Source organism: Caldisericia bacterium, from assembly GCA_021158845.1.
GTDB lineage: Bacteria > Caldisericota > Caldisericia > B22-G15 > B22-G15 > B22-G15.
The window spans coordinates 1-22,829 of the sequence record JAGGSY010000089.1; the positions used below are offsets into that span (position 1 = coordinate 1).

Genomic DNA, 22,829 nt, shown 5'->3' on the forward strand with positions numbered 1-22,829 from the left:
GAGTTAAAGATACCAGAGGGGGTGGTAGGTAAAGTTTTATGGGAGTTTAGATTACTTCCCGACAGATTCAAGAGCTTTGTTGATAACATTAAAATCTTGCCATCACTTTTTAAACTTGGAAAATTACCTAAAATATCTATTCCAATAAGTTTCAAACTTCCAGGATTCCTTGTTCCTGTCATGGATAAGATAAATCCATATCTTCCCTCTTTCCTTCAAGGATTTAATTTCATTCTCCTAATTCTTATACTACTTCTTCTGCTCATACTTGTTTTTGTTGTAGTTAGGAGAAAGAAGAAAGCGGCAATAAATGTTTCAGGAGGAGAAAATCTAATTGAGGAGGCTGAAATTAATCCTGAAGAGATTGAACCGAAGATTGTGAAACCTGAAGAGAATTTAGAACTTTCCAGTGAGGAAACAGAGACGAAGGAAGAGACTAAAAGTGAAGTTGAAGAATCCTTAGAGATAAAACCTAAGGAAGAAGTTCCTCTTGAGACAAAGCCTGAAGAAATCAAGCCTGAGGAGAAAGAGAAAGAAAAACAAACAATAGAGGATTTATTTGCCTTTGGTCCAGAAACAGGTGAAGTATCTTCTAAAGAAACTGAGGAGATTCTTCCCAGTGAACCTTCTCATGTTCAAAAGGAAATAATTCCCCCTTCAGTTGCACCAGAGGAGGAGTTTGATGTCTCCATTCTTAAGGGTAGAGTAGTTTTGGATAGAAAAGCACTTCTTAGAATTATAGAGCTTGATCTCTTCCCGTTTTTAGAGGAAGCCTATGTAACTGAAGAAACAATAAAGGATCTCCCATTGAAGTTTAGAACATCATCAAAACTTAAATCTGTAAAATTAACCAAATTTGAAAAAAGTATGGCTGAAGATCTTGGTAAGAGGGTTGGTGGGAGTCCAGAGACAGGAGAAGCTCTTGCTCTTGCTTTGAAGCTTAAAATAGATAAATGTATTGTTGGAGAAAAGTTTAATAAGAATTTTCAGAATATAAGAATAATATCCTATGAAAACTTGAGATAAAATGGCTGTTTTAATAGGTGCAATATCTCCACATCCTCCACTTCTCATACCAGAAGTTGGAGGAAGAGAAAGGGAAAAGGTAAGAAGAACTGATCTATCTCTCAAGAGGATGGCAGAGGAATTTAAAAGCTTGAATCTTGATACTATAATTATAATATCTCCACATGCTCCTTACATTTATAATTCTATATCCATTTACTCTTCAGATGTACTGTATGGTGATTTCTCCCAATTTGGTGCTCCCCATGTCTATCTTGAGTATGAAAACGATGAATTGATAGTTAAAGAACTTATAAAACAGGGAAGAGAAAAGGGTGTAAATTTTGTGCCTCTTTCACCAGATACTCCTCTGGATCATGCTACTATGGTCCCTCTATACTATTTAAATGAGGCAAAGATCCAATCAAAGCTTGTAGCAATGAGTCCAGAATTCACTGCTTCAAGGGAAAGATTGATAGAGATTGGGAAATTTATAAGAGATGTCTGTGAGCAGACAGACAAAAGGATAGGATTAATTGCATCTGGTGATTTATCTCATAGACTCTCTCCCTATGGTCCCTATGGATTTACACCCAATGGCCCTCTCTTTGATAGAGAAATTGTATCTGCCATAGAAAATAAAGATCTACAAGCTCTCCTCTCCATTCCAGAAGAGGTTGTGGAAGATGCTGGGGAGTGTGGATTCAAACCAATATTAATGCTTATAGGAGCTTTACCCTTTGAGGAGTTTACCCCTGAAGTTCTTTCGTATGAGGGACCTTTTGGAGTGGGATATATGGTGAGTATTTTTAGGAGGTAATTTATATGCATCCATTGGTAAAACTTGCCAAAGAGGCGATAGAGAAATTTATAATAGATGGTGTTATTATAGATCCCCCAGATGAACTATTGAAGGATTACAAAAATGTAAGGAAAGGGGTTTTTGTTACATTGCACAAAGGGAAGGAACTCAGAGGGTGTATAGGTACATACCTTCCAACTAAAAGGAATATTCTTGAGGAGATTATTTATAATGCAATCTCTGCAGCTACACAAGATCCACGTTTTCCACCGGTAAGTCCAGAAGAGTTAAAATATATAACTTACTCTGTAGATGTCCTTGAGCCTCCTGAACCTGTAAGGGATATAAAGGAACTTGATCCAAAAAAATTTGGTGTTATAGTTTCAAAGGGTTTCAGGAGAGGTTTACTTCTTCCAGATATTGAGGGTGTGGACACTGTAGAGGAACAGCTTCGTATTGCTAAACTAAAGGCAGGAATATCTCCCTATGACGATGATGTTGATATATATAAATTTAGAGTGACCAGATATTACTGAAGTTTTTATATAAATTCAAAGTCCATTATATCAATACTAAATTTGTTCTTATATGCCGAGAAAAGAATTTTAAACAATTCCTTGTAATTTTTGTCGTGTATTCCCTCCATCTTGGCAAAATTTCCTTCAAGTAAAAATTTAAGTGCAATCCATGTTTCTTTCTCTATTTTTTCTGATGATTGTGATACACAATTTTTGCACACAAAGCCTACCTCTTTTTTATCAAAGAATGAAGGTGGATTAAGTTTAGTTCCGCATTTTACACATCTATCCAGAGGAAACAAAACTCCTTCAAGAAGAATAAGTTTTAAAAGAAAATAATAGTAGTAATCTTTCAATCTATCTGTATCTTTCATGGCTTTTAAAACTGAAATAAGAAGATGGAATATTTTTTCTGAATCGTTATTTTGTGCTTGAGTTCTGTCTATCAATTTCAGCATTTCCATTGCAATAAAAGACTTTTCCACATCTCTTTTTATACTGATAAATGTATCTATGACTTTACTCTCTGTAATGTAGAAATAATCTCCCCTTTTGTAAAGTTTTGTTTTAATAAGATTCATAGTTTCAAGGAGACTACCCCATCTAGTATTAATCTTTAATCCCCCTTTAGCCCTTGCAACAATTTTACCTAAATCTTTGGAGAACAACACTACAAAAAGATCCTTCTCTTTGTAGGGAAGTCTTCTGATTATTACACACTCTGTTTTGATATTATTGTTCAACCTTCCATTATCCTGACTGATGAGGATGCACCAATTCTGTTTGCTCCTGCATTTATCATTTCAACTGCTTTTTCAAATGTTCTTATTCCACCAGCTGCCTTAACTCCAACATCATCACCAACAATTGACCTCATGAGTCTCACATCCTCTACTGTGGCTCCTCCTTGTTTTGAAAACCCTGTTGAAGTTTTAACAAAATCAGCACCAGCTGCCTTTGAAATACTGCAAGCAATTATCTTCTCCTCATATGTCAAAACTGGCGCTTCTATTATAACCTTAAGGACTTTTTCCTTTGCCACAGATTTCACTGATCTAATTTCATTGTATATATAGGCATAATCCTTTGATTTTAGAACTCCTATATTTATAACCATGTCTATTTCATCAGCACCATTTAATATAGCATCTTTGGTTTCATATACCTTGGCATTTATTGAATCTGCTCCAAGAGGAAATCCAATGACAGTGGCAACTTTTATATCAGTATCCTTTAAAAGTTCTTTTGCCATTTTTACAAAGGAGGGATTTATGCACACAGCATAAAAATGGTATTTTTTGGCTTCCTCACAGATCTTCTTTATATCGTTGTATGTAGCCTCTGGTTTTAGAAGAGTGTGATCTATAAGTTTAGCAATCTCTTCTCTTGTCATTTTTAAGACCCCTTTACCTCATTGAATATCTCTATTATTTTTGAGAATGAATCTGCCTTTAGTGAAGCTCCTCCTACCAGAAATCCATCTATCTCTTCTTCTCCTGCAAGTTCCTCTGCGTTTTCAGGTTTAACACTTCCCCCATAGACAATCCTTACCTCATCCATAAAATCCTTAGATGCATATTTTCCTATCAGTTCTCTTATAAATCTATGCATTTCTCTAACTTCCTTTGGCGAAGCGTTAGCCCCAGTGCCTATTGCCCAAACAGGTTCATAAGCTATCACAATATCCTTCAGTGAATTTAAAGGAATTCTCTTTAAATCAGATTTAAATTGTCTCTCTATAACTTCCTTCTCCAACCCTTTCTTTCTTTCTTCGAGGGTCTCTCCGATGCAGAGTACAGGATTCAATCCATGTTTTACCGCAGATATAATCTTTTTGTTTATCATTTCGTCTGTTTCTCCAAAATACTTCCTTCTCTCAGAGTGTCCTATTATTACATAACTTACTCCAGCATCTTTGAGCATCCTTGGTGAGATTTCACCTGTATATGCTCCAAATTCCTCCCAGTGCATATTCTGTGCACCAAGATAGATGTGAGGAAGGTCAATCAACTCTTTCAATGGATAAAGCAGGGTAAATGGAGGAAAAATAACGATATCACTTCCCCTTAAAAGTGCCACTGATTCACTCAATTTCTCTACAGTTTCAACACCATCCTTTAAAGTTTTGTGCATCTTCCAGTTGCCACCAATCCAGCCTTTACGCATCTAATTACCTCCTGATTTTAATAAGTCTTTAGGTCCAAAAGGATATGGGAACAGATCTTTAAGAATCTTAACTTCGTATCTATCTTTATTTGCTGAGATTATTTTCATATCTGGAGAAAATTCATACATTACCTGTCTGCAAAGTGCGCAGGGAAAGGTTAAGTTCTCTGTTTCAACATATACAGCTATAGCTTCAAATTCTCTTTCTCCTTCAGAAACTGCCTTAAACACGGCTACCCTCTCTGCACACACAGTTGCTCCATAGCTTGCGTTCTCCACATTACACCCAGTATATATTTTACCAGACTTTGTAAGAAGTGCAGCTCCAACTTTAAATTTTGAATAAGGAGCGTATGCTAACTTCCTTGCCTCTTTAGCTTCCTCTATTAGAAGTTTTATCCTTTCCTTCTTCATTTCCCTTTTCCTTCTCTATCTTTATCTTCATTATTCTGTTTCCTCTTACATCTATGGCAGTAAACTTTAATGAATTGTAGGTTACACTCTCTCCATTCTGAGGTATATGGCCTATAAGATCAAGGAAGAGACCACTCAATGTTTCATATTCCTCCTTTGGCAACTTCTCATTTATAACCTTTTCCACATCCTCAATAGGTATCTTTGCGTCAAATACATATGTATCTGGTCCTATTTTTCTATACAGCACCTCTTCTATATCATACTCATCCTGAATTTCTCCCACTATTTCTTCTATAATATCTTCCATGGTAACCAAGCCCTCCACTCCTCCAAATTCATCTATCACTATAGCCATCTGTATCTTCTTTTTTCTCATCTCCCTAAAAAGTTCTCCAATTTTTTTGGTATCGGGAACAAAAGCGGGTTTATGAAGATGATCTCCAATTCCATTATCACCTTTGAGAACAATCTTAAGAAAGTCTTTCACATGAAGTATTCCAACAATGTTGTCTATGGATCCATTGTATATTGGTATTCTTGAGTAGCCTGTCTTTGCGAAGCACTCTGCTATCTCCTCTTTAGTGGCGTTAAGTGGTAAAGCCACCATATCCACCCTTGGAGTCATAACTTCATATACAGGTTTATCCTGAAGTTCAAATACACCTTCTATCATCTCTTTTTCATACTCATCAATGGTTCCCTTTTCTCTACTTAAAGAGAGTAAAATTCTAAACTCTTCTTCTCCAACAGTAACGCTTTTCTTCAGTTTTTTTCCAAAAATCATCATAATACCATCGTTTATCTTACTAAGAATGAAGGAGAAGGGATAAAGTACATAAGAGAAGAAGGTATACAATGGGTAAAGCTTTATTGACAGAGACTCTGGATAGTAAGAGGCAAGTGTCTTTGGAATCATCTCCCCAAAAAGAACGATAATTAAAGTCATTATTAGGGAGGAATAAAGGTATCCTCTCTCTTTGAATAAATTTATGAATAGAACTGTTGATAAGGAAGCAGCAAATATGTTAACAAAATTATTACCAACAATTATAGTACTTATTAGTTTCTCTGGTTTGTCTCTTAATTTTAGAATTTTCTTTGCCTTTTCGTTACCCTCATCCATTAACTTTCTCAGCTTTATCTCCGAACTTCCTATAAAAGCAACTTCTGATGCAGAAAAGATGGATGAGAGCAACACTAAAAGTAAAATTTCAATTCCAGATAAAAGTGTACTCGAGCCGTCCAAGCCTTTCACCTCTCCTTTCTTTCACTCTTAATTATATCATCATTTTTTATTATTGCAGGGATGACTATTATTAGAAGAGAGATAACAATTGAAGGAATCGTGAGTCTGTTAATGTACGGAAGAAATACAACCAATCCCACTATAACTGAGAATATGGCAGATAGAAGAACTTCAGCAGCAGAAATTTCCTTTGAATTCTTAATCCATAGATCCTTACTTTTAGTAATTCTATCTCCCAATATCTCTATTGAGGTATTTATAAGCTCAGATATCAGAACAAAAACTATGGATAGGATTACAAAGAGCATATGCTCAGGTGGAATTCTAAACTTAATGGAAAAGTATATAGCAAGAATAGCAAAAGAAACCTGAATCCTAAAGTTCCTCTGACTTTTATATGTTACCCACAATCCTCTAAAGGCAGATAGAAAACTCTGAAGTATGCTACGATTCATTGCTTATCTTCTCCAAATAGTAACTCTCCTTCTTCTCCATTATTTCTTTCTCCTCTTTCTCTATATGGTCATATCCCAATAGATGTAGAAGTCCATGAATGTAAAGTTTCAAAAAGTTCTCACCCTTTGTTTCTACATGATACCTGGATATTATAATTTCTCCAAAAAGCAAAGGATAGGCTTCATATAAGAAAGAAAGCACATTGGTAGATCTATCTATGTTTCTGTATCTTTTGTTCAACTCTCTTAAAAGTTCTCTTTCAGCGTACACCAAAGATATTAAATAGTCCGAAATTCCCTCCTCTCTCATTATCTTCCTGGTGATCTGTCTTATTTTATCCTTCTTTACTGGTATCTTTCCCTTTCTCTCTAAAATCTCCACTTTTTTCATTGTAGTTTATCCTTTCATGATAAACAGACATAAGGACCTTAACAAATGCCTCCTTTATCTTGTTAATATCTTTAAAGGAAAGATCTGAATTTTCCAGTTGACCGTCCTCTATCTTTGTCTTTATCACACTCTCAACAAGATCCACAAAATCTTCCTTTTTTTCAAGTTTCTCACTTCTTGCAGTTGCCTCTATGGAATCAGCGAGCATTATAATTCCTGAAACTTTTGATGAAGGAAGAGGACCTGGATATCTAAAAGTATCCTTTTGAACATTTGGATCCAACTCTTTTGCTTTTCTATAGAAATATGTAACCAATGTAGTTCCATGATGCTCAGCTATAATATCTATTACCTCCTTTGGTAATTTGTGTTTTTTCGCTATCTCCACCCCATCTTTTACATGAGAAATTATAATTAGAGCTGAGAGAGATGGTGATATAGAATCATGAGGGTTAAAGCCAGTTGATTGGTTTTCTATAAAAAATTGTGGTCTCAACATCTTTCCTATATCATGGTAATAGGCTCCAACTTTTGCAAGAAGAGCATTCTCACCAATAGCATCTGCTGCCATCTGTGCAAGAGTACTTACATTTATAGAATGCTGATAACTTCCTGGTGCTTTAAGAATGAACTCATTTAGAAGTGGATTGTTTATATTTAGAAGCTCCACTAAACCCAAAGGAGTTGATATTGAGAGAATTCTCTCAATATGAGGAACAAGTCCAGCAAGTACTATTGATGAAAATGTTCCATTCAGGAATAGTATTAATGAATTTAAAATGATACCATCTGTGTTTTTCATGAGTATAGAAAAGAGGATGAAAAATATGGAAGATATGATTCCTATAGCCAATCCTATCTTCAGGAAATCACCCATATTTTTTATTCTTTTTACCTGCATTGACAGGAAAAGGGATACAAGTAGAAAGAGGGTAAGAAAGGTTATGTGTTCAGGAAAGAAAAGGGCATAGAAGAAATAGGCAGTTAGTATAAACAATGTGGAGGCTGAGAAGTTAAAGAATAGAAAGGAGAGCATGGCAAAGAATGGTAGAGGAATTAGATATGGATTGGGTACAAATTTTCCAGCAACAAGTGCAAGGGTAAGTATAATCACAAGGAAGTAAATTTCCTTGTGGGATATCTTTACATTTGATCTCACAAAGATAAAGAAAAGCAGAGAAAGTAGAAAGGCTATAATTAAGGAGTATAGTATCTTCGGAATGTCCTTAAAGGTAAACAATAAGCCATACTTCTTCAAAAGTTCTATCTCTTTATCACCGATTGTCGTTCCTTTTTTAAAGATTACCTCTCCCTTCTCTATTTTTATAATTACAGGTTTTACACTCCTTTTAGCCTCCTCCCTTCTCTTTTCGGTAAGCTCGGCATTAATTCTCAGATTAGCCTTTATGAAGGGTTTTATTGTGGTAACTATGTAGTACCTTTCTATCTCATTTATTTTCTGTCCTGAAAGAAAATTCTCAATTCTTGTATCAATGTTTGGAAGATCCTCCTCCTTTATACCAGAGTGAAAAAGGTAAGACAAAAGTGCTATAGATGTAGATTTTATTTTATTGAACTCCTCTTCACCAATTCTTGAGAAGTACTCAAGATATTCTTTTGGAAAGGTTATTCCAAGATCTTTAAATATCTCCTCCTGTGCTTTTTTATCGCCATTTCTCCATTTTTCCAGATATTTAAAGAGTGAATTGAGATTGTTAATGGCATCTTTCTCAACATCTGGATCATACTCGTAAAGTACTGGAACACTCTCAACAGCTTTTTTTATTAACTCTTCTGTCTTTTCCCTGTCAATAATTTCTATCTCTGTAGGAGATTTCAGGTCTTTTGTCAGCGTGGTACCTTTCTTTATAAATACAAAGGGAGGAATAAATGAATATATAAGAAAGGATGAGAAAACAAGGAAGAGAATTAATAGGGGAATTATGTCCTTAAATTTGAGTTTTATCTTAAGATTTACTCTTCTTTTCCTCAAATTTCTCATAGGCTTCCACTATTTCCTGGACAAGGAAATGTCTAACAATGTCCTCTTTGTCAAGTTTAACAATCCCTATTTCTTCAATGCCAGAGAGGATATTTATTGCTGTTATAAGTCCGCAGTCTCGTGGGTTAGGTATATCCATTTGTGTGATATCACCAGTTATAACTACTTTTGAGTTAAAACCAAGTCTTGTTAAAAACATCTTCATCTGAGAATTGGTTGTATTTTGGCCCTCATCCAGTATAATAAATGAGTCATTCAAAGTTCTGCCCCTCATGTATGCAAGTGGAGCAATTTCTATTACATTATTTTCTATAAGCCTATTTACCTTTTCAACACTCATAAAATCGTATAGAGCATCATAAAGAGGCCTGAAATGAGGATCAACTTTTTCAAGAAGCGTACCCGGAAGAAATCCAAGCTTTTCTCCTGCTTCTACAACAGGTTTTGTCAGTATTATTCTGTTCACTCTCTTCTCAAGAAAATAGGAGAGTGCTGATGCCACAGCGAGGTATGTTTTTCCGCTTCCTGCTGGACCAATACAAAACACCATATCCTTTTTCCTTATCAATTCTATATACTTCTTCTGACCAGGAGTTTTTGGCTTTATCCTCTTTCCCTTTGGTGAGATAAGGATAATTTCAGAGAATGTTCCTCTAAGTTTGTTGTACTCTCCCTGTTTTATGTATTGTATAGCAGTCCTTATTTCATCTCTGGTTAATAAGATACCTTTCCTTCGCTTAAGCTCCACAAGGTCTTTTAGAAATATTTCAAGATCTGGAGGATAAGAGGTAGAGGAGTAAATAATCAAAAATTCTCCTGTGAATCTTATCTTTACACCAAAATCTTTGTCCAGTTCTTGCAAGAGATTATGGTAATAACTTGAAAAAGAAACTGCCTCTTCGCCACTTCTAAATGCTATTCTGGCTCTCTCTTTTAAATTAGAGGTTTCTATACTCTCTCACCTCCTCTTTTTTGCCTTTTTCTTTCTTCTTTCCACTGAGGGAGGAACATAAAACTCTCTCTTTTTTATCTCGCTAAGAATACCTTCTCTTTCACATTCCTTTTTAAATCTCTTTATTAAGCTATCGAGGTCTTCTCCTTCTCTTCTTTCAACTGCGGGCATTTTGAAGTCTCACCTCCTTTCTCTATTGAGGAGTAAGAAAATTCTTTCTCTATCTTTCCATATACTACACTATTTTTGATGCTTTGTAAATACACTATGTAGAATTGATTCATCTTAACCGGCTTATCCAATTTTACTCTTATATAGTTCTCAGTGTATCCAGATTTTGCTTTTTCATTCAATACGATTAATCTCTTTCCAAGAAATTTACCAATTTCATTTTTCACAACCTCTCTCACAACTTCATTCAGTATTCTTTCTCTCTCTTTGATAACATCCTCTGGAACTTCATTTTTGAAATTTGCTGCAAGGGTTCCCTTTCTTTTTGAGTATGGAAATATGTGGACTCTAATAAAACCAGCTTTCCTTACAGCTTCCAATGTAGATTTGAAATCTTCCTCCTCCTCACCTGGAAATCCAACTATTATATCTGTTGTAACTGTAGCATTCTTAACTTCTCTCTTAAATCTTTCCACTTTCTCTAAAAACTCAGCTATTGTATATTGTCTCCTCATCAGTCTCAGTATTCTATCACTACCGCTCTGGAGTGATAGATGAAGGTGTGGACATACTCTCTCTTCTTTCATAATTTCTATTAATGAGTTATCAATAAATTCCGGATTTATGGAGGAGATTCTAATTCTAAAGTCAGATGGAATTTTTAAAATCTCTCTTATAAGTGAAGCAAGGTTTTTATCTTCTCCATAGCCATAGAGTCCAATTTGAGTTCCTGTGAGAACTATTTCTCTATATCCATTGGATATAAGGTTTCTTATCTCCCTTAATATCTCTTCAGGGTTTCTTGATCTTGGTTTTCCTCTGAGATACGCCACTATACAATAAGAGCAGAATCTATCACATCCTTCCTGAACTTTTACAAAAGCCCTTGTTCTTCCATAAAATCTTGTGATATTTTCTCTATAAGAAAGACTGCTTTCAGATTCACCAAAGAGTGAAAGAATGACATTTCTAATATTTTTTTCATCCCTTAATTTCAGATAGGGTATATTAGAATAACTTGGAAACTCTTTTTCTGGAAGACACCCTGTAACAACAACCTTTCCTTTTGAAGAGAATTTTCTAATGAGTTTTTTACTTTCCTTTTCAGCCTTTTCTGTCACAACACATGTATTTACCACAAACACATCTGCCTTATCCATCTCTCTGGTTATCTCAAATCTTTCATCAAGCAAGAGATTCTCAATCATAAGTTGGGTATCGTATTGATTTACCTTACAGCCGAGTGTGTGGAAATATACTTTAATTTTCTTCAACCTAAATCACCACTCTTAAATAGTATAAGTGAAGATATGACTACAGGGGCAACTTCTGCCCTCAGTATCCTGTTACCAAGTCCAACGGTAATGAATCCGTACTTCTGTGCCATTTCAACCTCTTTTTGACTCCAACCACCCTCATTCCCAATAAGGGCAATAACACTTTCTTTTACCTTTACATCTCTTAAAAATCTTTCTCTCTCAAGCTCCCAGAAGAGGAGTTTATCTTCGAATCTATCTGAATTTTCCCTGATAAAGTCTTCAAATCTTGAAACATCATGAACTTCTGGAATTATATCTCTTTTTGAAAGCATAGCCTCTTCCTTAGCTATTCTTCTCCATCTATTGACCTTTTCTTCTCTCACTTTAACAACGGTTCTCTCCGAAATTATAGGAAAGAATTCTATTACTCCAAGTTCTGTGCATGTCTTAATAACCTCTTCAAACTTTCTCCCTTTGGGTAGCGACTGGGCAATTGAGAGAGAAATATTTGGTTCAAATCTTGTATTCACCCTTTCCTTTAACTTTACAAGAACTTCACCATCCTTAAATTTCCATATCTCTCCTTTAAATCTCTCTCCCCTCCCAACTACTATAAAAATTTCTTCCCCTGTTTTTAGTCTAAGAACCCTTATTATATGATGGGCATCTTCTCCTGTTATCCTAACAACATCTCCCCTTTTTGAGGAAACAAAGAACTGATGCACTATATCTGCTCCAATGCTTTTTTTATCCTTCTCGCATATCTTTCAAGTAATCTAAGCAGTCTTTCAAAATCTATTCTCTTTGGTGTGAGAAATCCTATTCCACCTTCCACATATTCATCCTTTACATATGGTAGATTTATAAGCACAGTTTTTTCAAACTTAAATTCAGGCGTTTCTTCTCCCAGGACAACGAGAAGTCTCTTGAATTCTGAAAGGAAGTTTATAAGTGAATTCACTCTGCTTTTATCCTCCATAAAGGAAACGAGGGTGTCTATATCCTTAGAGAGTTTTACCTCTTCATAATTTAAAATATTTCTAATTCCCTTTATATACATTTCTCCAAGTTCCTTCCTCTTCCTTCTTTCTTCAATAACTCTCCTTATTTCGGAAATAATTACTGGATAGATTCTCTCCCATTTATCAATAAAGTCATCATTTGATGAATCTATCCATTTTAAAACATATTTTTTAATCTCTGCGAGTACATCTTCCTCAATTTCCTCATCTGAGTTTATTATATGCTCCTCTACCTTATCCTCTCCTATTATTATAAATAGGACTTTTCTCTCGGAGCATTGAATAAGGTGAACATTCTTTATTTTCTCATTTGTTGGCAAAGTGTAGAAGAAAAACGAAATTGCATTTGTAAGCTTCGAAAGATGTGTTAAGAATGTATCTATAGAATCTTCCTTATCAATGAGTGTTAGGTCTGTTATCTCTCTATCTATTCTCAAGGATGGAGTTAAACCCATTCTTTCAACCACTCTATTTATATAAAATTTTAAAGCTTTATTTGTTGGTATTCTTCCAGAGGATGGATGTAATTGATCTAAATATCCCGCCTCCTCCAGCGAGGAGAAGTAATTTCTTACTGTGGCTGGAGATATATCGAGCGAATATTTATTAACCAGGGTCTTTGACCCAACAGGTTGTCCTGTCTCAAGATACTCTTTAACAAGGAGAAACAGAATGTTTTCCTTCTTTTCTTTGTATCCTCTCATCAATTACATTATATCAAAAGAGAAAATACCTCGTTTGATAAGATAATGCCCTCATCAGAAAGTCTTATAGTCTCCGTGTCTTTTATTATAAGACCCATTCTTTGAAGAGTCTTTAATTTTTCAATGAAGTTAGGGGAGAAATCATGTAATCTATATTCTTCTAATGATACACCCTCCGCCAGTCTTAGATTCAAAATAAAGAGCATCCTCTTTCTCTTATCCTTAGATAAAATCTCCATTCTTTTTATGGGAATGATTCCTCTATTAACTTTTTCTAAAAAGCTATAAATTTCTTCATTCTTTGTCCACATTCCATTAAAGTACGAGACACTTGATGCACCAAAACCTATGTACTCACCTCCAAGCCAGTAGTTTAAGTTGTGCCTTGACTCTTTCCCTGGTTTAGAATAGTTTGAAATTTCGTAATGAATGTAGCCCCTTCTTTTTAGTAATTCCAATGTTTCAAAATATAGAACTCTTTCTAATTCCTTAGATATGGGAGTTATCTTTCCATCCATTATATCAAGATAAAGAGGTGTGTTCTTATGGTATTCAAGAGAATATACAGATATATGCTCTGGATTGAGTTTAACTGTTTCTTCCAGTGTATGTAAAAAATCTCTCTTTCCCTCTGAGGGAATCCCCATTATTACATCTATGTTTATATTTTCAAAACCTATCTTTCTCAATCTTTCAAATGCTCTTTTTATTTTCGCCGAATCATGCACTCTTTTGAGAAGCTTCAACGATCTATCATTAAAACTTTGGGCACCAAGACTTATTCTGTTAATTCCCATCCTTCTGAATCCATAGAACTTTCCTTCCTCCACAGTCTCTGGATTAACCTCCAATGTAATCTCCGCATCTTCATGAAAACTTGAAACCTGATGGAGGGTCTCAATAATTTTTTCCAAAATATGTGGATTTAAAAGACTTGGAGTTCCTCCTCCAAAATACACTGTTTTTATTTTTCTATGAGACAGTAATTCCTTTCTTAAGTTTATCTCCCCAACAACTGCATCCACATATTTTTCAACTATCCCGCTCTGTGCTCTTATGGAATAGAAGCTACAGTAACTGCATTTTTTTATACAGAATGGTATGTGTATATATACTGATATACTTTTCACTCTATCTTCATTATTGACAAAAAAGCCTCTTGTGGAATTTCAACTCTACCAACCATCTTCATTCTCTTTTTCCCTTCTTTTTGTTTTTCAAGAAGCTTTCTCTTTCTCGTTACATCTCCACCATAGCATTTTTGAAGAACATTTTTTCTTAATGGTGCTATAGACTCTCTTGCAATTATTTTTCCTTCTATTTTTGCCTGTAGGACCACCTCAAATAGTTGCCTTGGGATTAACTTCCTCATTTTCTGGAGAACTTCTCTTGCCTTTCTGTATGCCTCATCTCTGTAGGTTATAAAGGAGAGGGCTCCAACAGTTTTCCCATTTACAAGCACACTCACCTTTACAAGATCACTTTTCTCCCAGGAGACAATTTCATAATCATATGAACCATAACCATGAGTTGCTGATTTAAGGGCATCAAAGAAACTTATGACAAGTTTTGATAGAGGTATCTTATAGATCGAGACAACCCTTGCCTCGTCAATATATTTCATGTCTTCAAACTTGCCTCTTCTTGATTCAAGAAGTTTCATAACATTTCCAATAAAATCTGATGGAGTAACAATTTTAACCCTTGCCATAGGTTCAAGGACCTCCTTTATTTTCACAGAATCAGGAAATTTTGATGGAGATGTTATCTCTATTTCCTTTCCATTTTTAAGGATTGCCCTGTATTTTACACTGGGATATGTTACTATAATCTCCTCCCCATACTCTCTTTCCAGTCTCTCCTGTATAATTTCCATGTGAAGGGAACCAAGAAATCCACATCTAAATCCAGAACCTAAAGCATCAGATTCTTCTGGTTCATATACAAAGGATGGATCATTAAGATAGAGCTTATCCATGGCTTTCCTTAAATCCTCATAGTTATCCTGAATTATCGGAAATATGCTTGCAAAAACCACTGGCTTCATCTTTCTAAAGTCAGGTAAAGGCTTTGTATCTGGATAAGATGCATCAATTACAGTATCTCCCACATTCACATCCTTTGTATCCCTTATTAAGGCAGCAAAATATCCAACCTCACCGGACTTAAGTTCCTCTTTTGGTACAAGATTCAATTCAAATACACCAACTTCTATAACCTCAAACACCTTTTTATTGGAGTAAAGCATTATTTTCATTCCCTTTTTTATAACCCCATCAAAAATTCTTACATGAACAATAACTCCCTTGTATTGATCGTAGTGAGAATCAAAGATTAAAGCCTTTAAAGGTTTCTCATAGTTAACTTCAGGTGGAGGCACCTCTTTTATTACTCTTTCCAATAGTTCATTCACTCCATCACCTGTTTTAGCACTTACAAGTGAGACATCTTTAACACCTGTAAGATTTATCAAATCCTCTTCCACCTCATCCAGCATTGCGCCTGGAAGGTCAATTTTATTGATAACAGGAATAATCTTTAATCCATTCTCCTTTGCAAGGAAATAGTGGGAGAGTGTTTGAGCTTCAATTCCCTGTGTGGCATCCACAAGGAGAATTGCTCCTTCACATGCTGATAAACTCCTTGAGACTTCATAGCTGAAGTCAACATGCCCTGGTGTGTCTATCAAATTGAAGATAAATTCCTCTCCACTCTTTGATCTGTATTTTAATCTTACAGGATGCGCTTTTATAGTTATTCCTCTCTCCCTTTCAAGGGACATCTGATCCAATGCCTGTCCTTCCTCAAGTAAAGGGGTTTTAAGTCCACAAATCTCAAGAAATCTATCTGCAAGTGTGGATTTTCCATGATCTATATGTGCTATGATGGAAAAGTTCCTGATGTTCATGTGTTTAATTATACCACATGCTTTTAAAGTATTATTTACATATCAATCTAAAATGATAAACTTTATTGGTGATGAAGATAAGGAAGGTTCTACTTTTTAATCCACCTGTTGGTTTATATCAGCGAGGTGAAGAGAGGTGTCAGGCAGATATTGAGGGAAGTGCCACTGTTTCTATACGTCCTCCAAATAATCTTGGATATATGGCTTCTGTTCTTAGACTTATTGGAATAACTCCACTAATAAGAGACTATCCTGTGGAAAAGGATAAAGACTTTATAACGGATTTAAAAGCATTTAACCCAGACATGTTGATAATGAGTATAACTACAGCAACAATTGAAAAGGATTTAGAATACTTTAAGATTGCAAAAGATGTTAAAAAAGACATTATAACCGTAGCTGAAGGAGCACATTTTATTACAGCTCCACTTTCATCCTTTAACAAGGAAGTTTATAACTTTATGGATTTTGCCATATACGGAGAGAGTGAAGGAATAGTGGATAAGCTTGTAGATGCTTTAAACAATAATTTGAATGTATCTTACGTCAAAGGTTTAATATTTAAAGAGAACAACAGGTGGATCAAAACTCCACCTTCCCCCTTCATTGAAGACCTTGATTCTCTTCCATTTCCTGCAAGGGATCTTATGAGAAATGAACTTTACATAAATCCAGACACAGGAAATCCTATTGCAACAATACAAACCTCTCGTGGCTGTCCTGCAAAATGTATATACTGTCTTACCCCCATTGTATCTGGGAGTAAAGTAAGAAAGAGGAGCGCAAAAAACATTGTTGATGAGATTGAAGAATGTATAAACAAATACAATATAAAAGAGTTCTTCTTCAGAGCAGATACATTCACAATTGATAATGAGTGGGTTGTCTCTGTTTGTAAGGAAATAATTAAAAGAGATTTAAAGATAAGTTGGGTGGCAAATTCCCGTGTTAAACCATTATCAGAGGATACACTTTTGTGGATGAAGAAGGCTGGATGTTATCTTGTTGCATTTGGTATTGAATCTGGGAGTAACAGGAGTTTAAAACTTATGAAGAAAGGAGCTACCGTTTCTGATGCTATAAGAGCAGTAAATATGGCAAAGAGAGTGGGACTTAAGACATACTGCTTCTTCATGCTTGGTTTCCCCTGGGAGAAGAGAGAAGACATAGAGGAAACCATAAGATTTTCAAAGAAAATACCGTGTGATTTTGCAGAATTCCATATAGCAACACCATACTATGGAACAGAACTGTTTGAGATGGTTAAAAATGAGGGTCTTATAGATAAGGAAATTGTCGGCTACAACTATTTCACAAATCCAGCTGTGGGTACAAAATACCTATCAAGGGATGAACTTATCCACCTGAGAAGAAAGGCTCTTCTATCTTTCTATCTAAGACCGAATTACATATTAAAAACTTTCCTTTCCATATCTTCAAAGAAAAAGTTTGCGAATTATTTAAGGTATGGACTAAAACTTATAAAAAACACTATCTTTAAAACAAGATGATTAAGACTATAAATTGATAAAGGGAGGTTGATATGAGGATTAAACTTGTAGTCTTAACTGTTATTTTCTTCTTTGGGTTTACTCTTCTACCAAATTCCCTGAATGCAGAATCACCATATATAGTTAAAAAGGGAAGTGTGGTTGAGGAGCTCATCCTCTCAAATGTTGATGTCAATATTTATGGATATGTAAAAACTCTAAACCTTGACTCAGGAGATGTAAAAATCTTTAAAGAGGGGAAGGTTGATGATTTAAGAGTAGGTGCTGGAGATGTTGAAATTTATGGAGAAGCTAAAGATATTGAGGTTGGGATAGGGAAGGTAACTGTTTATGGAAGGGTTAGAGGAGATATAAAGGTTGGTCTTGGAAGTGTAATACTCAAATCAAACAGCATCGTTGAAGGAGATATTGCTGTAGTTGGGAAGGTAAAAAGAGAAGAGGGAAGTATTGTAAAAGGTGATGTTGAGATTCTTAATCTTCCAAGTCTTGCTTTTTTAAAGGATATTATGAAATACAAAGTATCTACACCAAAATCACCAACATCAAAACTGATAACATTCTTTGTCCTCCTATTCGTTCTATTTCTAATACTTGCACTCTTTCCCAATGCCACAAAGAGGGGCATTGATTATCTTTCAACAAAACCACTTAACTCATTCCTCCTCTCTTTGATACTTATAGCTCTTGCCATTGGAATTTCAATACTGCTGATAGTAACAATTGTTGGGATAATTTTAGTACCACTCCTTGCCATAGGAGCGATAGCTTTGTATCTCTTTGGCTCTACGATATTCTACACTACAATAGGAAAACAGATGCTTAAGTTGATAAATGTGGAGGATCCAAATTTAGCCATTTCTTTCCTTGTTTCAGCTGTTCCTTTGCTCCTTATAGAAGTATTTGTTCCTTACGGAGAGATTATTTCTCTCGTTCCTTTAGTTTTCGGATTTGGAGCAGGTTTTAAAGCCATTTTCCCTAAGTTAACGATATTCAACCTGTAAAAAATTTATAAAATGATGGAATTATTGTATGGACGAAAAGGATTTTTTAGAAGAAAAGGTGCAGGAACTCATAGAGAAAAATCTGAAACTTTCAAAGTAGTTCTTAATTTCAATTTAAACAAAGAGATGTGAAAAGCAACTTTTATCAGAGGAGCCAAAGCCCTTTATTGGCTCCTCTCTGTATTTCCTTAAAATATGTGAAAGCTCCTCCTCTTCTTTGTTTCTTACACAAAAAACACCAACACTTTTTCCTTCCCTAAGAAGATAGTCTATATGCCACTTAGCCCTTTTTAAGTTAAAGTATCTATTAACTCTTTTATCAATACCTCCTTTTGCACTTCCAACATAGAAGTAGAATCCCTTTTTAAATAAGAACTCTCCAAGTTTTCCAATCTTTATCCTCTTATTCTTATTAAGGAAAACAACAAGAATGTATGAACCTTTGTATGAAGGAAAGGGAGGAGAAGTTAAAAATTCAAACCTGACTCCTTCCCTTTCAAGAATATTAGAGACCTCTTTTAAAACTCTATTCAATTGAGGGCATTTTTATCCCATGCTTCTTTGCAAATTCTATTGCTTCTTCATATCCCGCATCTGCATGTCTTACAACACCTATACCGGGATCATTATTCAAGACAAGTTCAAGTCTTTTATCTGCCATATCTGTTCCATCAGCAACTACAACCATCCCAGCATGGATTGAGTATCCAATACCAACACCTCCACCATGATGAACTGCCACCCATGTTGCACCAGATACTGCATTTAAAAGACCATTAAGGATGGGCCAATCTGCTATGGCATCTGATCCATCCTTCATTCCCTCTGTCTCTCTGTTTGGTGATGCAACTGATCCAGTATCAAGATGGTCTCTTCCAATTACTATGGGAGCAGATATTTTTCCTTTCCTTACAAGGTCGTTTATTATTTTTCCAAAATGGGCTCTCTCTCCGTATCCAAGCCAGCAAATCCTCGCTGGTAATCCCTGAAATTTAACCTTTTCTCTTGCCAGTTTTATCCACCTTACAAGATGGGTATCTTCGGGAAATTCCTTAACTACAATTTCGTCAGTTACGTATATATCTTTAGGATCACCTGAAAGAGCTGCCCATCTAAAAGGTCCCTTCCCTTCAAAAAACAGAGGTCTTATATACGCTGGAACAAAACCTGGGAAAGAGAATGCTTCTTTAAATCCTGCTTTATAGGCCTGTCCTCTAATGTTATTCCCGTAATCAAATACAACAGAACCTCTCTTTTTGAACTCCACCATTGCCTCAACATGTTTAACTATAGATTCATAGGAGAGTTTCCTGTATTTTTCTGGATTCTCCTTCCTCAGTTTGAGTGCCTCCTCGTAAGGTATTCCTGAAGGAACATATCCATTTAATTCATCATGAGCAGAGGTCTGATCTGTTACCACATCAGGAATTATCCCTCTCTTAAGCAATTCTGTGTATAGATCCACTGCATTCATTACTACACCAATGGATCTTGGGATTCTCTTTTCTTTTGCCTCTTCCATAAGCTTAAGTGCTTCATCGAGAGAATCAACAAGGAATTCAAGATAACCGGTTTTTATTCTTCTCTCTGCCCTTTTTCTATCCACCTCTGCTATTATACAAATTCCCTCATTCATTGTAATTGCCAGAGGTTGCGCTCCACCCATTCCTCCAAGACCGGCAGAAAGCACAAATTTTCCCTTCAAACTTCCATTAAAATGTTTGTTTGCCAAAGAAGCGAATGTCTCATATGTTCCCTGAAGTATCCCCTGAGTTCCAATGTATATCCAGCTTCCAGCTGTCATCTGACCATACATGGTTAATCCAAGTGCTTCAAGTCTTCTAAACTCATCCCATGTTGCCCACTTTGGAACAAGCATAGCATTTGATATAAGAACCCTTGGTGCAAATTCATGGGTTTTAAATATTCCAACAGGCTTTCCTGATTGAACAACAAGAGTTTCATCATTCTCAAGTTCCTTGAGAGCTTTAACAATATTCCAGAACGCTTTCCAGTTTCTTGCTGCCTTACCCGTTCCTCCATAGACAATGAGTTCTTCTGGTTTTTCAGCTACTTCAGGATCAAGGTTATTCATAAGCATTCTTAGAGCAGCTTCCTGCCCCCAACCCTTTGTGTTTAATTTAGTTCCTCTTGGTGCTCTTATAACTACCTTTTCATCTCTCATTTCTCACCTCCTTTATAGATACTCCTTCAATCTTTCAGCATTTTTTCTTAGGACAACCCTTATGAGACCAAGATTTGCCCTCTTCCTCGCCACAACAGCAAGAAAGAGGGTGCCTACACTTTTTATAAATATATTTCCCCTCTCTGATTCAAGGGTTACAAAATCAAGTTCTCCAAGATGGGTAGTCGTAAGAATAGTTTTAGCTGTTCTAAATATGGTAGCACATAAACCTGAAATTGCTTCAGGATCAAGAGATGTGTCTGATATACTATCCACAAGAAGCCCATCCTCCTCAATTATCATAGCCGCAAAAACATCTGGCAAACTTTTAAGTCTTTCAAGAATTTCTCTCAATTTTAGCCTCCTTTATAGTTTTCACCAAAATGATTTGAAAACTCTATTAAATCCTCTCCATCAATTAAACCATCCATAGTGAAATCCACAATATCAAGATAGTTTTCATCTGGGTAGTAAAACCCAAAATGATTTGAAAACTCTATTAAATCCTCTCCATCCACCATTCCATCAAGATTAATATCCCATACTGGGTATTCCCTCTCTTCTATCACTATATTTTCTGAGGTGACTTTCTCAATTTCCATTTCATTATTTATAACGATGTTTTTGAGTTCAACTTTAGCTTCATTCTCTTTTTTACTAAAGAATAGAAGAGTAAAAAGAGTTTTTTTAGATATATCCTTCAAATTAAACATAATCTTTCCATCTGATAATTCTTTAAATGAGACTGTACCATCAGTTTCTATCTTAAAAAATTTCATAACCTCTGGATCATACTCAATATAGCCTTTCATAGAAGATATAAGTTTTGAAGATGAAAAGGATAATTTAAAGAGTTTCCCAACTCTGGTTTCAACCTGATTTGAAAAGATATTTAAAGTTTCCCCCGTAACTTTCAATGAAACGGATGGATCACCAAGAATATTAAATACATAAATATTCTGGTATCTTTCATACTTTTGAAGAGGATAAATAAAGTTTTCAAAGTAATACTCCTTAGCTTCATTCAAGGATTTTGATACATCAAGAAGGTTAGATAAATTTTCAGAAAATTTGTACATGATGCTTTGAAACCATCCATCTTCCACATCTCTCCATCCCAATCCATACCAAGCTGTTTCAGTGGAAGCAATAACACTTACTGAATAGGATTTAAGAAAGAGATGAGCCAACGAATCTTCTACATCATGCATGTTATCACACGCTCCCATAAAAGTTATAGATGGGACACTTGTATCCATGTTTGATAGCGAATTTGCATCTACAAATTTTATAAAATTACCCTCATCGTCTTGAAAATAACCATCCTTATTTTTATCTTCAATCCATATCTTTCTAAAAGTTGCCTGAGGCAATCCATGTCCTTGCCAGAGGATAAGTGTAGGTTTACTTTCTTTCTGATAGTTTATAAAGTTATCGTATGTTAAAGGAATCCCCTCAACATCTGAAATTCTAATTCCCTCCTTTTCTGAGAGGAATGTTCCAACAAAGCCTTTATCTTTTAAAGTTTTATCAAAGATTACTTTTAAAGAGAGTGCACCATCTGTTTCTGGCATTTCACCAAAAATACCTTTCTCTTTAAAGTTCCAGAACCCCCCTGGTAGAAGAACTTTAGATTTGTTTTCTAATTTTTCAAAAGATATGGTTCTATTTAGAATTTCCACCACATTATCTATATCATCTTCTGGAATTCTACCTACACCAATCTCTGAGTAAAAGTCAATTTTATCTTCCTCAGGTTCTCCCGGATAATCATCGTTATCAAAATTTATATTGCTATCTAACTCTCCATAAAAAAAGTCTGTTTCAACTGGGAGATCTTCGCCATTTGGATGAGGGAAGACAATAAACATAGGAATCTCATCTGTAGTTCCAATTAATAAAAGGTATTTCATGTTCATGCTTTCATAATTTTCCTTAAGGTAGTTTCTTATATCTTCTTCTATATTTTCTTCTCTAAAATCTTCAAGAGGTTTAAACACAACATTGAAACCTTCCTTTTCTTTATAATCAACAAAAAAATCAAGCCTTTCTTCTAAATCTTTCTTCCCTATGATAAGGTAGGTGGGATAATCCAATCTTTTTTGTCTACTACT

The 22,829-nt window shown here is 35.3% G+C and carries 23 protein-coding genes and 1 pseudogene; 5 read left to right on the plus strand and 19 right to left on the minus strand.

Annotation, left to right across the window (positions count from 1 at the left end; genetic code table 11):
• From J7J33_03460 to amrA, 3 genes and pseudogenes are all read left to right on the plus strand, one after another.
• On the plus strand, window positions 1–1,026 hold a 1,026-nt coding region (locus J7J33_03460; GenBank protein ID MCD6168348.1), incomplete at its 5' end, for a hypothetical protein.
• Between the two features lies 1 nt (window position 1,027).
• A pseudogene (locus J7J33_03465) lies at window positions 1,028–1,825 on the plus strand (AmmeMemoRadiSam system protein A).
• A 5-nt stretch (window positions 1,826–1,830) separates the two neighbouring features.
• Window positions 1,831–2,343: an AmmeMemoRadiSam system protein A gene (gene amrA / locus J7J33_03470; GenBank protein MCD6168349.1), complete on the plus strand. Its 513-nt coding sequence runs from the start codon at window positions 1,831–1,833 to the stop codon at window positions 2,341–2,343.
• Window positions 2,344–2,348: 5 nt separating this feature from the next.
• Here amrA and recO read toward each other — a convergent pair whose 3' ends face one another.
• Genes recO through lepA form a run of 15 tightly spaced genes read right to left on the minus strand, consistent with a single transcriptional unit; the run spans window position 2,349 to window position 16,018 of the window.
• Window positions 2,349–3,068, minus strand: coding sequence for a DNA repair protein RecO (gene recO, locus J7J33_03475; protein MCD6168350.1), 720 nt, complete (start codon window positions 3,066–3,068; stop codon window positions 2,349–2,351).
• Window positions 3,065–3,718: a deoxyribose-phosphate aldolase gene (deoC, locus tag J7J33_03480; GenBank protein ID MCD6168351.1), complete on the minus strand. Its 654-nt coding sequence runs from the start codon at window positions 3,716–3,718 to the stop codon at window positions 3,065–3,067. The genes recO and deoC overlap by 4 nt, the downstream gene beginning before the upstream one ends.
• Window positions 3,719–3,720: 2 nt before the next feature.
• The gene (locus J7J33_03485) at window positions 3,721–4,491 is read right to left on the minus strand and encodes a triose-phosphate isomerase (protein MCD6168352.1); all 771 of its coding nucleotides are present in this window, start codon (window positions 4,489–4,491) and stop codon (window positions 3,721–3,723) included.
• A complete protein-coding gene (locus J7J33_03490; protein MCD6168353.1) occupies window positions 4,492–4,905 on the minus strand; it encodes a cytidine deaminase in 414 nt (137 codons plus the stop codon).
• Window positions 4,865–6,154: an HlyC/CorC family transporter gene (locus tag J7J33_03495; GenBank protein ID MCD6168354.1), complete on the minus strand. Its 1,290-nt coding sequence runs from the start codon at window positions 6,152–6,154 to the stop codon at window positions 4,865–4,867. Before J7J33_03495 ends, J7J33_03490 begins: the two co-directional genes overlap by 41 nt.
• A 5-nt stretch (window positions 6,155–6,159) precedes the next feature.
• On the minus strand, window positions 6,160–6,609 hold the full coding sequence (locus tag J7J33_03500; GenBank protein MCD6168355.1) for a diacylglycerol kinase family protein: 450 nt from the start codon (window positions 6,607–6,609) through the stop codon (window positions 6,160–6,162).
• The gene (gene ybeY / locus J7J33_03505) at window positions 6,599–7,000 is read right to left on the minus strand and encodes an rRNA maturation RNase YbeY (protein MCD6168356.1); all 402 of its coding nucleotides are present in this window, start codon (window positions 6,998–7,000) and stop codon (window positions 6,599–6,601) included. The genes J7J33_03500 and ybeY overlap by 11 nt, the downstream gene beginning before the upstream one ends.
• Complete coding sequence (locus J7J33_03510; GenBank protein ID MCD6168357.1) at window positions 6,945–9,002, minus strand: HDIG domain-containing protein; 2,058 nt, start codon at window positions 9,000–9,002, stop codon at window positions 6,945–6,947. Before J7J33_03510 ends, ybeY begins: the two co-directional genes overlap by 56 nt.
• A complete protein-coding gene (locus tag J7J33_03515; protein ID MCD6168358.1) occupies window positions 8,968–9,921 on the minus strand; it encodes a PhoH family protein in 954 nt (317 codons plus the stop codon). The genes J7J33_03510 and J7J33_03515 overlap by 35 nt, the downstream gene beginning before the upstream one ends.
• A gap of 39 nt (window positions 9,922–9,960) precedes the next feature.
• Entirely contained in the window at window positions 9,961–10,125 is a 165-nt protein-coding gene (locus tag J7J33_03520) for a 30S ribosomal protein S21 (protein MCD6168359.1), read from the minus strand.
• Entirely contained in the window at window positions 10,080–11,399 is a 1,320-nt protein-coding gene (gene mtaB / locus J7J33_03525) for a tRNA (N(6)-L-threonylcarbamoyladenosine(37)-C(2))-methylthiotransferase MtaB (GenBank protein MCD6168360.1), read from the minus strand. The genes J7J33_03520 and mtaB overlap by 46 nt, the downstream gene beginning before the upstream one ends.
• The gene (locus tag J7J33_03530) at window positions 11,396–12,109 is read right to left on the minus strand and encodes a 16S rRNA (uracil(1498)-N(3))-methyltransferase (protein MCD6168361.1); all 714 of its coding nucleotides are present in this window, start codon (window positions 12,107–12,109) and stop codon (window positions 11,396–11,398) included. Before J7J33_03530 ends, mtaB begins: the two co-directional genes overlap by 4 nt.
• The gene (gene hrcA / locus J7J33_03535) at window positions 12,109–13,110 is read right to left on the minus strand and encodes a heat-inducible transcription repressor HrcA (GenBank protein ID MCD6168362.1); all 1,002 of its coding nucleotides are present in this window, start codon (window positions 13,108–13,110) and stop codon (window positions 12,109–12,111) included. Before hrcA ends, J7J33_03530 begins: the two co-directional genes overlap by 1 nt.
• Window positions 13,111–13,118: 8 nt before the next feature.
• Window positions 13,119–14,240 (minus strand): radical SAM family heme chaperone HemW, encoded by a 1,122-nt coding sequence (hemW, locus tag J7J33_03540; protein ID MCD6168363.1) that lies wholly within the window; start codon window positions 14,238–14,240, stop codon window positions 13,119–13,121.
• Window positions 14,237–16,018, minus strand: a complete 1,782-nt coding sequence (gene lepA, locus J7J33_03545; GenBank protein ID MCD6168364.1) for a translation elongation factor 4 — start codon at window positions 16,016–16,018, stop codon at window positions 14,237–14,239. Before lepA ends, hemW begins: the two co-directional genes overlap by 4 nt.
• 71 nt (window positions 16,019–16,089) lie before the next feature.
• On the opposite strand from lepA, the gene J7J33_03550 reads away from it, so the two are divergent.
• A complete protein-coding gene (locus tag J7J33_03550; protein MCD6168365.1) occupies window positions 16,090–17,529 on the plus strand; it encodes a radical SAM protein in 1,440 nt (479 codons plus the stop codon).
• Between the two features lie 32 nt (window positions 17,530–17,561).
• Complete coding sequence (locus J7J33_03555; protein MCD6168366.1) at window positions 17,562–18,530, plus strand: hypothetical protein; 969 nt, start codon at window positions 17,562–17,564, stop codon at window positions 18,528–18,530.
• A 114-nt stretch (window positions 18,531–18,644) separates the two neighbouring features.
• Here the strand turns inward: J7J33_03555 and J7J33_03560 are convergent, their stop codons facing one another.
• The 4 genes from J7J33_03560 to J7J33_03575 form a co-directional block, all read right to left on the minus strand.
• Window positions 18,645–19,064 carry a GIY-YIG nuclease family protein gene (locus J7J33_03560; protein ID MCD6168367.1) on the minus strand — a complete coding sequence of 140 codons (420 nt, stop codon included), beginning with the start codon at window positions 19,062–19,064 and terminating at the stop codon, window positions 18,645–18,647.
• Window positions 19,057–20,715, minus strand: a complete 1,659-nt coding sequence (hutU, locus tag J7J33_03565) for a urocanate hydratase (protein ID MCD6168368.1) — start codon at window positions 20,713–20,715, stop codon at window positions 19,057–19,059. Before hutU ends, J7J33_03560 begins: the two co-directional genes overlap by 8 nt.
• 12 nt (window positions 20,716–20,727) lie before the next feature.
• Window positions 20,728–21,069, minus strand: a complete 342-nt coding sequence (locus tag J7J33_03570) for a roadblock/LC7 domain-containing protein (GenBank protein MCD6168369.1) — start codon at window positions 21,067–21,069, stop codon at window positions 20,728–20,730.
• Between the two features lie 2 nt (window positions 21,070–21,071).
• The coding region (locus J7J33_03575; GenBank protein ID MCD6168370.1) for a hypothetical protein at window positions 21,072–22,829 on the minus strand (1,758 nt) is incomplete at its 5' end.